The sequence below is a fragment of the Pseudomonas sp. DR48 genome, from assembly GCF_019823085.1.
GTDB lineage: Bacteria > Pseudomonadota > Gammaproteobacteria > Pseudomonadales > Pseudomonadaceae > Aquipseudomonas.
In genome coordinates this window covers 1450180-1463284 of record NZ_CP081946.1, presented here as the reverse complement: position 1 = coordinate 1463284, position 13105 = coordinate 1450180, and the positions used below count along the sequence as shown (strand labels likewise).

The 13105-nt window shown below is 59.9% G+C and carries 14 protein-coding genes; 9 read left to right on the top strand and 5 right to left on the bottom strand.

Annotated features, from left to right (window positions below):
* Positions 1-6 precede the first annotated feature (6 nt).
* The 5 genes from K5K95_RS06735 to K5K95_RS06715 form a co-directional block, all read right to left on the bottom strand.
* Complete coding sequence (locus K5K95_RS06735) at positions 7-801, bottom strand: hypothetical protein (protein WP_409999714.1); 795 nt, start codon at positions 799-801, stop codon at positions 7-9.
* A 10-nt stretch (positions 802-811) separates the two neighbouring features.
* Entirely contained in the window at positions 812-1585 is a 774-nt protein-coding gene (locus tag K5K95_RS06730; protein WP_222588829.1) for a hypothetical protein, read from the bottom strand.
* Entirely contained in the window at positions 1582-2436 is an 855-nt protein-coding gene (locus K5K95_RS06725) for a DUF4123 domain-containing protein (protein ID WP_222588828.1), read from the bottom strand. Before K5K95_RS06725 ends, K5K95_RS06730 begins: the two co-directional genes overlap by 4 nt.
* Entirely contained in the window at positions 2433-4505 is a 2073-nt protein-coding gene (locus K5K95_RS06720) for a type VI secretion system tip protein VgrG (RefSeq protein WP_222588827.1), read from the bottom strand. Before K5K95_RS06720 ends, K5K95_RS06725 begins: the two co-directional genes overlap by 4 nt.
* A gap of 289 nt (positions 4506-4794) precedes the next feature.
* The gene (locus K5K95_RS06715; protein ID WP_222588826.1) at positions 4795-5172 is read right to left on the bottom strand and encodes a DUF6124 family protein; all 378 of its coding nucleotides are present in this window, start codon (positions 5170-5172) and stop codon (positions 4795-4797) included.
* 512 nt (positions 5173-5684) lie between these two features.
* On the opposite strand from K5K95_RS06715, the gene K5K95_RS06710 reads away from it, so the two are divergent.
* From K5K95_RS06710 to madL, 9 genes are all read left to right on the top strand, one after another.
* Complete coding sequence (locus tag K5K95_RS06710) at positions 5685-6314, top strand: nucleotidyltransferase domain-containing protein (protein ID WP_109635569.1); 630 nt, start codon at positions 5685-5687, stop codon at positions 6312-6314.
* 298 nt (positions 6315-6612) lie between these two features.
* Positions 6613-8283: a malonate decarboxylase subunit alpha gene (gene mdcA / locus K5K95_RS06705; RefSeq protein ID WP_222588825.1), complete on the top strand. Its 1671-nt coding sequence runs from the start codon at positions 6613-6615 to the stop codon at positions 8281-8283.
* On the top strand, positions 8283-9158 hold the full coding sequence (locus K5K95_RS06700; RefSeq protein WP_222588824.1) for a triphosphoribosyl-dephospho-CoA synthase: 876 nt from the start codon (positions 8283-8285) through the stop codon (positions 9156-9158). Before mdcA ends, K5K95_RS06700 begins: the two co-directional genes overlap by 1 nt.
* Positions 9158-9457: a malonate decarboxylase subunit delta gene (locus tag K5K95_RS06695; RefSeq protein ID WP_222588823.1), complete on the top strand. Its 300-nt coding sequence runs from the start codon at positions 9158-9160 to the stop codon at positions 9455-9457. The genes K5K95_RS06700 and K5K95_RS06695 overlap by 1 nt, the downstream gene beginning before the upstream one ends.
* Positions 9450-10301, top strand: a complete 852-nt coding sequence (locus K5K95_RS06690; RefSeq protein WP_222588822.1) for a biotin-independent malonate decarboxylase subunit beta — start codon at positions 9450-9452, stop codon at positions 10299-10301. Before K5K95_RS06695 ends, K5K95_RS06690 begins: the two co-directional genes overlap by 8 nt.
* Positions 10298-11101, top strand: coding sequence for a biotin-independent malonate decarboxylase subunit gamma (gene mdcE, locus K5K95_RS06685; protein WP_222588821.1), 804 nt, complete (start codon positions 10298-10300; stop codon positions 11099-11101). Before K5K95_RS06690 ends, mdcE begins: the two co-directional genes overlap by 4 nt.
* On the top strand, positions 11095-11715 hold the full coding sequence (locus tag K5K95_RS06680) for a malonate decarboxylase holo-ACP synthase (RefSeq protein WP_222588820.1): 621 nt from the start codon (positions 11095-11097) through the stop codon (positions 11713-11715). Before mdcE ends, K5K95_RS06680 begins: the two co-directional genes overlap by 7 nt.
* Positions 11712-12623: a malonate decarboxylase subunit epsilon gene (mdcH, locus tag K5K95_RS06675; protein WP_222588819.1), complete on the top strand. Its 912-nt coding sequence runs from the start codon at positions 11712-11714 to the stop codon at positions 12621-12623. Before K5K95_RS06680 ends, mdcH begins: the two co-directional genes overlap by 4 nt.
* A gap of 64 nt (positions 12624-12687) precedes the next feature.
* Positions 12688-13104 carry a malonate transporter subunit MadL gene (madL, locus tag K5K95_RS06670; RefSeq protein ID WP_208671061.1) on the top strand — a complete coding sequence of 139 codons (417 nt, stop codon included), beginning with the start codon at positions 12688-12690 and terminating at the stop codon, positions 13102-13104.
* Position 13105: the final 1 nt, after the last annotated feature.

Below are 13105 nucleotides of genomic sequence, written 5' to 3'. Positions count from 1 at the left end.
AATTCCTTATTCGGTGCAGCCTGGGTAAATGGTGCATTGCCGTCCGTCGGGCATCAGAAAGCCGCTGAAGTCTTTGTAATTGCCGTTGCAGTAAGCACGTTGATCCTCATAGCCTTTGCCCATGCAGCGCTTCCAGCCATTCGGAACTTTGACCCACGTGTCTCCCCAGCCAGGCTTTTCCTCGTCAGCCAACTTGATGTGCATCTTCACGGTTTTGCCCGGCAACTGGTCCGGGGTGAACGCCGCGAAAGGCTGGCCACGTCCCCGCTCGCCTTGGGCATCGATTGTTTTGCAGTTGAGGATTTTCCTGAGGACGCGAGGCTTGCCTGAGGTGCGAAACAGCCATTGGCATTCACCGTAGAAGTTACTTTCGCCTGCCTCGTTAACGACACTTTTGTACTGTTCTTCCACCTCGTCGCGAATGAACACACTGGCGATATCCCCGCCAAAATCTCCCCGGGTTTTGCCGTAGGTCGCGTTGATATCCAGCTTGATGCGGCTGATGACCAGCGGGCAGCCGCTGACCGTCCGGCGAAGGAGGATTTCAGCGGTCGGCTGGTAGTTTTCACGCCATTTCATGTTGTACCCAACTTCGGTATTTCGCCCGCCCGGCACGGTGCAGGTTTCACCTTTTGCGGGCACATAGACGGCAATGGCCTGATATGCAAAGTCAGGCGGTAAATCGGCGGTGAAGGTAAAGGTGTTCGGCTGATTGGCGGCGCAGCCTGCAGTGAAGGCGATGCCCAAACCCATAGCCGCGCTTTTAAACAGCCACTTCACCCGCTGATACAACGTTGTCATTGGTATGTCCTTATTCCGTGCAGCCTGGATAAATGGTGCATTGCCGTCCGTCGGGCATCAGAAAGCCGCTGAAGTCTTCGTAGTTGCCATTGCAGTAAGCACGTTGGTCTTCATAGCCTTTGCCCATGCAGCGCTTCCAGCCATTCGGAACTTTGACCCATGTGTCTCCCCAGCCAGGCTTTTCCTCGTCAGCCAACTTGATGTGCATCTTCACGGTTTTACCCGGCAACTGGTCCGGGGTAAACGCCGCGAAAGGCTGGCCACGTCCCCGCTCGCCTTGGGTATCGATTGTTTTGCAGTTGAGGATTTTCGCGATGCGTCGTTTTGGCCCCACGGTGCGAAACAGCCATTGGCATTCACCACGGAAGGTGGTTTCGCCCAATTCGTTAACGACACTTTTGTACTGTTCTTCCACCTCGTCGCGAATGAACACACTGGCGATATCCCCGTCAAAATCTCCCCGGGTTTTGCCGTAGGTCGCGTTGATATCCAGCTTGATGCGACTGATGACCAGCGGGCAGCCGCTGACCGTCCGGCGAAGGAGGATTTCAGCGGTTGGCTGGTAGTTTTCACGCCACTTCAAGTTGTACCCGACTTCGGTATTTCGCCCGCCCGGTACGGAGCAGGTTTCACCTTTGACGGGCACATACACGGCAATGGCCTGATATACGAAGTCGGGCGGTAAATCGGCGGTAAAGGTGAACGTGTTCGGCTGACTGGTGGCGCAGCCTGCGGTGAAGGCGATGCAACAGCCCAGACTTGCGATTCGTAATGCACCTCTCACAGCGGGGCTTCTCCTTGCCAAAATGCCGTTGCCTGTTGCACCCGTTCGAAGTGCTCGGTCGGGGTTTCATTAGGCCGCACTTGCCAGTGCGGGGCCAGTGTATAGGCTGGCGCCTGCAAGCTTTGGGACAGCAAAAGCTCCAATTGCTCCGGGGCCAGCCAGCCCCATGCCTCGGCCTGCGCCAGCCTGCCGCGCAGCCACGCATCGGGGTCATGTTGCTCGGCAAGTTGGGCGTAGGCCCGGACATGTTCCGCCAGCAGGTAACGATGGGCATTGGTCAGGCGAGTCTGATCAGACTGCTCATTGGTTGAAGGGACTTGGTGCCAGAGCGGCTGATCTGGCACAGGGTACGTGCCGGGGGCTGGATTGCCGGTGCTTTCCCAGCGCTCCCCCTGCCAATGGCACACACTGATCGCCGGCCCGAGATAGGCCGGATAGGCCTCGACAGGTAGATGCGCAAGGGCTCGGTCCAATACCCGATTATCGTGAAAGCGATACAGCGACTGATGAGGGCGTACGCCGACAATCAGCCGCTCCTGCCAATGTTTGACAAGTTCGGGCAGGTCGCCCTGTTGAATGCTGGCGAACCAGCCCCAGTTACGCTCCGGATGCGTGAGCAGTTCGTCGATGTGTACGTCGTCGGCGGGATCAAGGGTGAAGACAAACGGACCAGCGTCAGCCAGATCAGCTAACGGCGTTTTGCCGTACACGCTCAGGTATTGGTCGAATTGGCAGGTCTTCAAAAGAGCCTGGCGTATATCGCGCTCGTTCTGTGAATCCAAAACGATACACAGGGCATGGCCATTGCGTCGTTGCCCGGTTATCCATTGGCGCAGTAATGAATCACTCATGCGGCGACTCCTTGCGTCAGGCAGACACCGTCGCGGCAAGCCTCGCAAATCGGGCAGAAATCCGATCCCATCGCGCTGCTGGCTACCATCAGCGCACGTTGGCTTGGCGCGATGATCGGGGGCAGCTTCGGTGGCGCCACCAACCCGTCCATTGACCCTGGCAGGGATAACGAGGCGGCTGCGCTCGCGACCGGGGCACCTCCGCGCTGTATGTCGCTGCTGCTGAAAATCCCGCCATGGCCAATCACGATGTGCTCACCACCCGCACTCAAACTGATGCTCGCCCCGGCATCCAGAACAAGATGTGCCCCGGCCTTGATGTGGACTTGCTGGCCCGCTTCGACGACCAGTGTTTGCTCTGCCCGGGTTTGGCTGTTGCTGGCGACGTGCAGGTAGTCGTTTGCCTTGAGCTGAACTCTACGGTCGGCGGTGATGGTTCGATGCTCTTCGGCCTCCAGAACGCTGATGCTGTTGCCCTTGATGGTTTCCCTGCGTTCGTTGCCGACCTCCAGACGGCTATCGTTTTCGACCTTCTGCTCCATGTCGCGTTGGGCGCGAAGGTAAATCAACTCCTGGCCGGTGCGGTCTTCAAGGTGCAATTCGTTGAATCCGCTGCTGTCCGGCGAACTGCGGGAGCGAAACACGCTACGGGTTTTGTGTTCGGGCAGTTCGTAAGGCACCGGGTTGGCGCTGTTGACCAGACACGCACTTATCAGAGGTTGATCGGGGTCACCTTCGAGGAAGCTGACCAGCACTTCCATGCCCACTCTCGGGATGGTGACGCTGCCATGGGCGTTGCCGGCCCAATTGGAGGCCACCCGTAACCAGCAACTGCTTTTGTCGTCGTGGCGACCTTCGCGGTCCCAGAAAAACTGGACCTTGACCCGACCATATCGGTCGCAGTGGATTTCCTCGCCTTTGGGGCCGGTGACCATGGCGGTCTGACTGCCCTGCATCCGCGGCTTTTCGTAATCGTGTGGCGGACGGTAGAAAACATCCCACGGCGCGGCGACAAACTGGTTTCGATAACCTTGAACAAAGTCATTCTCATGATCTGAAACACCGCTGGTGGTGGTCTCTTCAAGCACTTGCGGCTGTTTACATTCGTGTCGAACTTCTGTCAGCAGCCAAAGACCGTTCCACTCCGTGCATGGATGTTCCGACATTTGCAGAAAGTGGCCGGATACCAACATCGGCTGATCGCTTTTGCCCTCCACTTGCAGGTAGTCGGCACGATGGCGCTCCAGCGCTCGCTTACTGAGCAGTTTTCCCCGCTCTTGCAGGATAAAACGGCCAGGATAGTCGTAGTCTTCCAAGTCTGGCTGTGCGAGATGGGCGTCAGGTTGGTAGTCAGACTCCAGCAGGATGCGGGACTTTTCAAAATCGTAGTCACGGCGGGTGGTTCGACTGGGACGTGCTTCGAACCGGTCTTGAAAATGCTTGATCACCGGCCCGTGGGCCACCATGCCGCTGTCCTGTTTGTAGGGCGTTGGCCGGTCAAGTTTGAGGAACACTGTTTGGTCATCGCCAAAGACCATCAAATGTTTATCGCGACTGTGCCTGAAGTGGTAATGGATACCTTCCTCTTGGCAGAGGCGTTGAATGAAGTGCAGATCTGACTCGTCGTACTGCACGCAGTATTCACGTTTCGGGTAGGTGGTACCCAACTGAAACAGGTGAAGATCACGATGGATGCCGTGTTCCTCCAGCACCTGCGCAATGATCTGCGGAACGGTCAATTGCTGAAAAATACGTTGATTGATGCGATGAACCAGATACGCCACCCGAGGAACGAGCGTGATGCTGTAACGGGTCAGGCGCCTACCGGCATCGCCTTTGGCAACGCGATGTATTTGCCCGTGAATACCGTTGCCATCGCTGAAGGAAAGAAACGCTTGTTTATGCAGCAGGCTTTCTCGATCAATGTTCGGTCTGTCGCTGACCAGAACCACATCGAAGGCATAAGGCGTGCTAATCGCCTCCCGGCCTGTGAACTCAAGAACTTGAAGATCCTTCTCCATGTCCTGGATTGTCAGATTGAAACGTGCGAGGTGGCTGTGGTTAAACATCCTTTGTTCCTTCGACGGCCGCTGAGGTGCTCACATCCTCATTTGTGAGGCGGATGCGAGTGACCGAAAAACTAACAATCGTGCCGAAGAAAAAATGTAAGACGGTTCTTTGAGCGTCGTAGGACGGGGCTCTGAATGTTTAGTCCATTAAGTTTTTACTTACGCGAGCATAAGCAGATTCGCACCCACACAGAGCCCAGTCATTTACACACATTGTGTTCGCTGAGGCTCAACTGTGAGAGCGAGTCTGCTCGCGAAGGCGGCCTTTAATTCACCACAGACCGGACTGCTAAGCGTCGGCCTGAACCTTCAGCTGCGATACCTCATGGTGATCCAGCGCCCGCTCCACCAACAGGTGCACACCATCCGCCATTCGGCTGAGCGCCAGGGCTACCGACCGGCGTGATCCTTCCACATCGTCCGCCAGATCGGCCGCAATGGCGCTGATGGAGAGCAAATCTTCGGAGGCATTGGCCAGCAAGGCTTCGGTGTCGATATCGGGGGAAACGGTGAATAAGTGGTGTTTGCGGCGCTTGCCCGGTTTTTCGTGAGCGGGCGGGAAGTAGTGAGCGAAGGCGCGGTCGTCGGCTTCCTTGAGTTTTTCGGTTTCGAGGGATGCGTCGGAACCGGTGTCGGTTTCCGGGGGATTGGGAGTGGCTTTGAACATTGTGAATCTCCAGTAATGTGTTTCAGCTGCTCCTTCGGTTCCAGCCGAAGGGGTGGCAGCTGTACGCGGGCTGGAACCCGAGGTGGAGAAAACCCGGTAGACCCGAAGGTCTCCCGCGCACAGCCGCCATAACTGAGCGCACACATTAAAGGTGCGCAAGCATACGTCATGAGGGGGCGCTATTGCGCCTTCTACACCTCGGGATTCCAGACCCGGTCGCTGAGTTGTCAGCGACCCACAAACGATAAAGCTCAACACAAAACCCCACCAGTCAGCGGCTTCCGGCATTGCTGTAGGTGGCGACGTCACGCTGTGTAGCCTCCCACCCTTCCGGCGGACAAACTTTTAAACACAAACCTCCAATCGACCGGCAAAGGTTGATCGTTCCCACGTCGAGGCGTCGAACCGTCCGCGTGGGAACGATCATGACAAAGCCTCAATCCACTGGCGAAAGTTGAAGATTCCCAAAAAGGGACCTATCGTTCCCTTTTTGGGACTCATCGGTTGCCACTGTGAAAAACCTTTCTCTCAGCGAAGCTCTGTTCACCACCACTCAGCAAAAAGTGCTGGGCTTGTTGTTCGGCAAACCCGATCGAAGTTTTTACGCCAACGAAATCGCCCGCTGGGCTCAAGTGGGTAAAGGCAGCCTCATGCGCGAGCTGGACCGGTTGCAACAGGCAGGCGTGTTGACCCTGAGCCGCCAGGGCAACCAGACCCACTATCAGGCCAATCCGCAATGCCCGATCTATGCCGAGCTGTTGGGCATCGCCCGCAAAACTTTTGGCATCGCCGAGCCTCTGCGCCAGGCGCTTCAACCCTTTGCAGAACAGATCACCTGGGCATTTGTGTACGGTTCAATCGCCAAGGATTCGGCAAACGCATCCAGTGACATTGATCTCATGCTGATCGGCGAAGGCCTGCACTACAGTGAAGTGATGGAGCGGCTTATGCCTCTGGAGGAGCAACTAGGCCGCGTCCTCAACCCGACGCTCTACACCCCCGATGACTGGGCCGCAAAACTGGCGGCTGAAAACAGCTTCGTCGTGCGGGTAGCGCAGCAGGACAAGATCAACCTGATGGGGGAAAACCCTTTGGAGTCCAAGGATGGGCAGCAACGAGAATCTGGAGAACCTGTTACGTAGCGGCGGATTGAAAGCCGAGCCATCGGATCGCAAGGAATGTGAAGGGCTGATGCGTTCCGCTGTGGATCGATTGAAAGCATCGCGGACCTGATCGTTCCCACGCTCCGCGTGGGAATGCCTCTACGGACGCTCCGCGTTCGGCTCTGGATGGGACGCAGAGCGTCCCGGGCTGCATTCCCACGCAGAGCGTGGGAACGATCGTTACGGTGATCGTAACGATCCGTCTCTGTGCTTGATTGATGCCGCCGACCCAACGCTCCTAAGGTGACACCCACGACAGCGAACCCGTGGAGTGGTCATGACAACAACAATATCCCCCGACTCGCGATGGACGCGGCGGCGCAGCGAAAAGCAGCGGCGTCTGGCGCTTGTGCGGGATCTGGCCGACGGTGTGGTGTTGCCCACCGACAAAATAGTCGCCGCGCTGGAGGCATTGATCCTGCCCGGCGACCGTGTGGTGCTGGAGGGCAATAACCAGAAGCAGGCGGATTTCCTTTCCCGCTCCCTGGTCAAGGCCGATCCGGCCAAGCTGCATGACCTGCACATGATCATGCCCAGCGTCGGTCGCTCAGAGCACCTTGACCTGTTCGAACGCGGCATTGCCCGCAAGCTCGATTTCTCCTTCGCCGGCACCCAGAGCCTGCGCATCAGCCAGTTGCTGGAAGACGGCCTGCTGGAAATCGGCGCGATTCACACGTACATCGAACTCTATGCGCGGCTGGTGGTGGACCTGATCCCCAACGTCGTGCTTTCGGCCGGTTTCATGGCCGACCGCGCCGGCAACATCTACACAGGCCCCAGCACCGAAGACACCCCGGCATTGATTGAACCGGCGGCCTTCAGCGACGGCATCGTCATCGTTCAGGTCAACCAATTGGTGGACGATGTCAGCGACCTGCCTCGCGTCGACATCCCCGCATCCTGGGTCGATTTCGTGGTGGTGGCCGACAAGCCGTTCTACATCGAGCCGCTGTTCACCCGCGACCCGCGCCACATCAAGCCAGTGCACGTGTTGATGGCGATGATGGCGATCCGTGGGATCTACGAAAAACACAACGTCCAGTCGTTGAACCATGGCATCGGCTTCAACACCGCCGCCATCGAATTGATCCTGCCGACCTACGGCGAATCCCTGGGCCTCAAAGGCAAGATCTGCCGCAACTGGACCCTCAATCCGCACCCGACCCTGATCCCGGCTATCGAAAGCGGCTGGGTCGAAAGTGTGCATTGCTTCGGCACCGAACTGGGGATGGAAAACTACATCGCGGCGCGGCCGGATGTGTTCTTCACCGGGCGCGATGGCTCGCTGCGCTCCAACCGGATGTTCAGTCAGCTCGCCGGGCAATACGCGGTGGACCTGTTCATCGGTGCGACCCTGCAAGTCGATGGCGATGGCCATTCCTCCACCGTGACACGCGGGCGCCTGGCTGGTTTCGGCGGGGCGCCGAACATGGGCCACGACCCGCGCGGTCGCCGTCACAGCACCCCGGCCTGGCTCGACATGCGCCACACCGACGTGGCCGAACCGATGCTCGAGCGCGGTAAAAAACTCGTGGTGCAAATGGTCGAGACCTTTCAGGAGGGCGGCAAACCGACCTTCGTCGAAACCCTCGATGCCATCGACGTGGCGAAAAAAAGCGGCATGCCGCTGGCGCCGATCATGGTCTACGGCGACGACGTCACTCACCTGCTGACCGAAGAAGGCATCGCCTACCTGTACAAGGCGCGTTCGCTGGAAGAGCGCCAGGCGATGATCGCCGCGGTCGCCGGTGTGACGGTCATCGGCCTGCGCCATAACCCCAAAGACACCGCGCGCATGCGCCGCGAAGGCCTGATCGCCTTGCCCGAAGACCTCGGCATCCGCCGTACCGATGCCACCCGCGAACTGCTCGCCGCCAAGAGCGTGGCCGATCTGGTCGAGTGGTCCGGCGGTCTCTACAACCCGCCCGCCAAGTTCAGGAGCTGGTAATGCACGCATTCAACCTGCAACCGAAAACCCTCACCCTGGCTGAACGGCTGGCGGACATGGCCGTGGACGCGCTGATAGACGAAGCAGACCTGTCGCCGAAACCGGCGCTGGTCGACCGTCGCGGCAATGGCGCGCATACCGATTTGCACTTGGGACTGATGCACGCCTCGGCGCTGTCCTTGTGGCCAGCGTTCAAGGAAATGGCCGAAGCAGCCATCGAATTTGGCGAGGTCGGTCTGCCATTGCGCGAAGCCATTGGACAGATCGGTCGTGACGGGGAGCAAGAGATGCTCGCCACCACCCGCGACGTGAACACCCATCGCGGAGCAATCTGGGCGTTGGGTCTTTTGGTCACTGGCGCCGCGCTGGAACCTCAATCCAGTGACGCGAGCGCAGTCGCTTTGCGCGCCGCACGCCTGGCCTTGCTCGACGACCGTTACGCACCACGTCCTTTGAGCCACGGCGCCCAGGTCGCCCAACGTTACGGTGCACGCGGTGCCCGTGAAGAAGCACAACTGGGTTTCCCTGCGGTGATTCAGCGCGCGCTGCCACAACTCAAACGCAGCCGCGCCGCCGGCCACGGCGAACAGAACGCCCGGCTCGATGCCTTGCTGGCGATCATGACCCGACTGGCCGACACCTGCGTGCTCTACCGCGCAGGCGAACTGGGCCTGCACACCATGCAACTCGGTGCTCAAGCCGTGCTCGACGCAGGCGGCAGTGCCAGCCTCGCCGGTCGCCGCCGACTGCATGAGCTGGACCAACAATTAATCGCATTGAATGCCTCGCCCGGCGGCGCTGCCGACTTGCTCGCAGCCTGCCTGTTCATCGACCGTATCGAGTCCTGCGACGGCGTTATCCAGGGAGCTTTTTGATGGAAACCTTATCCTTTGAATTTCCTGCCGGTCAGCCATCACGGGGCCGCACGCTGGTGGGCTGCGTCGGCTCGGGCGATCTGGAAGTGATGATCGAACCGGGTCAGTCCGGCACACTGACGATCAAGGTGCAGACCTCGGTCAATGGCGCCGAACAACGCTGGCAGCAGCTGTTTGCGCGGATGTTCGACGGTCAGACACCGCCGGCGATGGCCATCGATATCCACGATTTCGGCGCGACGCCTGGCGTGGTGCGTTTGCGTCTGGAACAAGGCTTCGAGGAGATCAGCCATGACTGACAATGCAGAACTCCTCAACAAACACAGCTTCGTCGAACTCGGTGCCCGGCAACGGGCCAAGGCCTTGCTCGACGCCGGCACCTACCGCGAGTTGCTCGACCCGTTTCAACGGGTCATGTCGCCGTGGCTGTCACGTCAGGGCGTGGTGCCGCAGGCCGATGACGGCGTGGTAATTGCCAAGGGCAGCATCGATGGTTTGCCGGTGGTCATCGCCGCCATTGAAGGCGCCTTCCAGGGCGGCAGCCTCGGCGAAGTCGGCGGGGCGAAGATGGCCGGCGCCTTGGAACTGGCCGCCGAAGACAACCGCAACGGCATCCCGACCCGCGCCGTGTTGCTGCTGGAAACCGGTGGTGTGCGCTTGCAGGAAGCCAATCTCGGGCTGGCGGCGATTGCCGATATTCATGCGGCGATTGTCGATCTGCGCCAGTACCAACCGGTGGTTGGCGTGGTCGCCGGCAGCGTCGGTTGCTTTGGCGGGATGTCGATTGCTGCCGGGCTGTGCAGCTATTTGCTGGTGACCCAGGAAGCGCGTCTGGGCCTGAACGGTCCGCAAGTGATCGAACAGGAAGCCGGGCTTGAGGAATACGACTCCCGGGATCGTCCTTTCATCTGGAGCCTGACCGGTGGCGAGCAACGTTTCGCCAGCGGTTTGGTGGATGGTTTTGTTGCCGACGATGTGGCGCAGGTTCAGCAACAGGTCAGCCAATTGCTCAAGCGCGGTTTGCCAGCGCAGCAGCGCAGTCGTCAGGCCGAGTTGTACCTGCAACGCCTGGCCCGTCTGGACGCCGCACCGCAAATCGAGCCGTCAGTGGTTCGCGATCTGTATCAAGGAGAGCGCTCATGAGCACGTATTCCCTGAGGGGCCTGAACTGGTTTAACGCCTTGAGTGCGGGCGCGAAACCGGTGGAGGGTTTGCCGGCTTCGTTGAAGGTGGCTGACGGCGTGTTGGGTGACCAGCCTGTTCGCTTCATCGCCGTGGTGGCTGATCCTGACAACCGGTTCGTCCGTGCGCGCAATGGCGAGGTCGGGCTGCTGGAAGGCTGGGGGTTGGCCAAAGCGGTGGATGACGTCATCAGCGCTGATGCTGACAAAGCGCACAAGCGCGCCTTGATCGCCATCGTCGATGTGCCGAGCCAGGCCTACGGTCGGCGCGAAGAAGCACTCGGCATTCATCAGGCATTGGCCGGTGCGGCGGACAGTTATGCCCGCGCCCGACTGGCCGGCCATGCGGTTATCGGTTTGCTGGTGGGCAAGGCGATGTCCGGCGCGTTTCTGGCGCACGGGTATCAGGCCAATCGGTTGATCGCGCTGCGTGATCCGGGCGTGATGGTGCATGCCATGGGCAAGGCGTCGGCGGCGCGGGTGACGCTGCGCAGCGTCGAGGAACTTGAAGTGTTGGCCGCCAGCGTGCCGCCGATGGCCTATGACATCGACAGCTACGCCAGCCTTGGACTGCTGTGGGAAACCTTGTCGGTGGAGCAGATCGAACAACCGACATCAGCCGATCTGGCACGGGTTTCTGAATGCCTGAGCCTGGCGATTGACGATGTTGCCGCCAGCGGTCGCGACTTGAGCAGCCGCTTGGGCGCCACCAATCGTGCAGCGTCAAGCACGGTTCGCCAATTGCTGAGAGCGCAGTGGTGAACACGCTTCTGGCCCACGACCTGCTCTGGGGCATGACTCCGGAGCAGTTGCCTGCGCACGCGCCTTCATGGGTGATCGACTCGCTCGGTGCGGGTCAGCCGGTGGTGGTTCGGCGCGCGTTGAGCGCGCAGGGGCAAGTGGCGGTCGGGGTGCGTGGGCGGTTGCGTGAGCAGCGCCATGCAACGGTGATGTCAGTCGATGTGATTTCCCGCTGCGTGAAACCGGAAGCGCTTTGCCATGTTTTGATTGATCGGGATTTGCCAGCCGTACACGCCCTCCATCAACTGCGGCCGCTGCTCGATGGCTGCGGTTGGGTGTGGGGCGTCAGCGGCAGCGCCGGTTTTGAGCTGGCCAGTGGTATTCAAGCCTTGCACGAGGGCAGTGATCTGGACTTGATCCTGCGCACGCCGCAACCGCTGGCGCGTTCTCAGGCGCAGGACCTGTTGAACATGCTTGAGGCGGCTGTGTGCCCGGTGGACATGCAGTTGCAGACGCCTTTCGGCGCCATTGCGCTGCGGGAATGGGCCGGTTCTGCGCAGCGTGTATTGCTGAAAAAGGCCGGCGAAGCCTGTCTGGTGATCGATCCGTGGAACCCGCAGGAGCAAGCAGCGTGAGCAGTTTGCTGGTGTTCCCCGGCCAAGGCGCGCAGCAGCCGGGCATGCTCCACGGTTTGCCTCGTGAAACGTTGATCGAGGCGAGCGAGGTGCTCGGCGAAGATGCGTTGCTGCTGGATTCTGCCGAAGCGTTGAAGTCGACACGGGCGGTTCAACTCTGCTTGTTGATTGCCGGTGTTGCGGCGTCGCGCCAGTTATCGATGGCGCCGGATTACGTTGCGGGCTTGTCCATCGGCGCCTATCCGGCGGCAGTGGTGGCGGGGGCCTTGAGCTTCAGCGATGCGTTGCTGCTGGTGCGCCTGCGCGGCGAGTTGATGCAGCAGGCGTATCCTCAGGGCTATGGCATGACCGCGATCATCGGCCTGGATCTGGCGACTGTGGAAGGTTTACTGGCGCAGGTTCACAGCGTTGATAAGCCGGTGTACCTGGCCAATATCAACGCCGATAACCAAGTGGTCATTGCCGGCAGCGATGGGGCGATGGCAGCCGTCGCGCAGTTGGCGAAAAGTCGCGGTGCAGGCCTGGCCAAGCGCCTGGCTGTGAGTGTGCCGTCGCACTGCCCTTTGTTGGATGCCCCGGCCAAAACCCTGGCCGAAGCCTTCGCCAACGTGCAGTTGAAAACACCGACTCTGGGTTACCTGAGCGGCAGTCGCGCCCGGCCCGTCATCAACATTGACGCCTTGCGCGACGACCTGGCGTTCAACATGTGCCGCGTGGTGGATTGGCGCGGCACCGTACAGAGCGCCTACGAGCGCGGCGTACGTCTACAGATCGAACTGCCGCCCGGTGCGGTGTTGACCGGGCTGGCGCGCCGGGTGTTCGAGCAGGGCACCGTGATTGCCTTCGACGGTGCGCGCCTCGATACCTTGCAAGCGCTGTTGCGTGAGGAGGGAAGCCGCCAACTTTAAACACCGACTCAGGCCTTCGAACAACAAAAACAACATTCGACGATGCACTTTGAGGACTACAACAATGATTATTTACGGTGTGGCGCTGTTGGCGATCTGTACGCTGGCAGGGGTGATATTGGGTGACCTGCTCGGTGTGTTGCTCGGCGTGAAATCAAACGTCGGTGGCGTCGGGATCGCGATGATCCTGCTGATCTGCGCGCGGTTGTGGATGCAAAAACGCGGCGGCATGACCAAGGATTGCGAGATGGGCGTCGGTTTCTGGGGCGCGATGTACATTCCGGTGGTGGTCGCGATGGCTGCGCAACAGAACGTCGTCGCGGCCCTTCACGGTGGCCCGGTGGCGGTGTTGGCGGCAATCGGCTCGGTCGTGATTTGCGGCTGCACCATTGCCTTGATCAGCCGGACTCACAAAGGTGAACCTTTGCCCGATGAACCGGTGGACATCACGCCGGTCGGCACCCCAGTAGGAGGCCGCTGAT

What these genes read in the sequence shown, in the direction of transcription:
- K5K95_RS06715 (WP_222588826.1), bottom strand. Translation starts at nt 5,172, where the DNA reads ATGTTCAAAGCCACTCCCAATCCCCCGGAAACCGACACCGGTTCCGAC.
- K5K95_RS06720 (WP_222588827.1), bottom strand. Translation starts at nt 4,505, where the DNA reads ATGTTTAACCACAGCCACCTCGCACGTTTCAATCTGACAATCCAGGAC.
- K5K95_RS06725 (WP_222588828.1), bottom strand. Translation starts at nt 2,436, where the DNA reads ATGAGTGATTCATTACTGCGCCAATGGATAACCGGGCAACGACGCAAT.
- mdcA (WP_222588825.1), top strand. Translation starts at nt 6,613, where the DNA reads ATGACAACAACAATATCCCCCGACTCGCGATGGACGCGGCGGCGCAGC.
- K5K95_RS06735 (WP_409999714.1), bottom strand. Translation starts at nt 801, where the DNA reads ATGACAACGTTGTATCAGCGGGTGAAGTGGCTGTTTAAAAGCGCGGCT.
- K5K95_RS06700 (WP_222588824.1), top strand. Translation starts at nt 8,283, where the DNA reads ATGCACGCATTCAACCTGCAACCGAAAACCCTCACCCTGGCTGAACGG.
- K5K95_RS06695 (WP_222588823.1), top strand. Translation starts at nt 9,158, where the DNA reads ATGGAAACCTTATCCTTTGAATTTCCTGCCGGTCAGCCATCACGGGGC.
- mdcE (WP_222588821.1), top strand. Translation starts at nt 10,298, where the DNA reads ATGAGCACGTATTCCCTGAGGGGCCTGAACTGGTTTAACGCCTTGAGT.
- K5K95_RS06690 (WP_222588822.1), top strand. Translation starts at nt 9,450, where the DNA reads ATGACTGACAATGCAGAACTCCTCAACAAACACAGCTTCGTCGAACTC.
- madL (WP_208671061.1), top strand. Translation starts at nt 12,688, where the DNA reads ATGATTATTTACGGTGTGGCGCTGTTGGCGATCTGTACGCTGGCAGGG.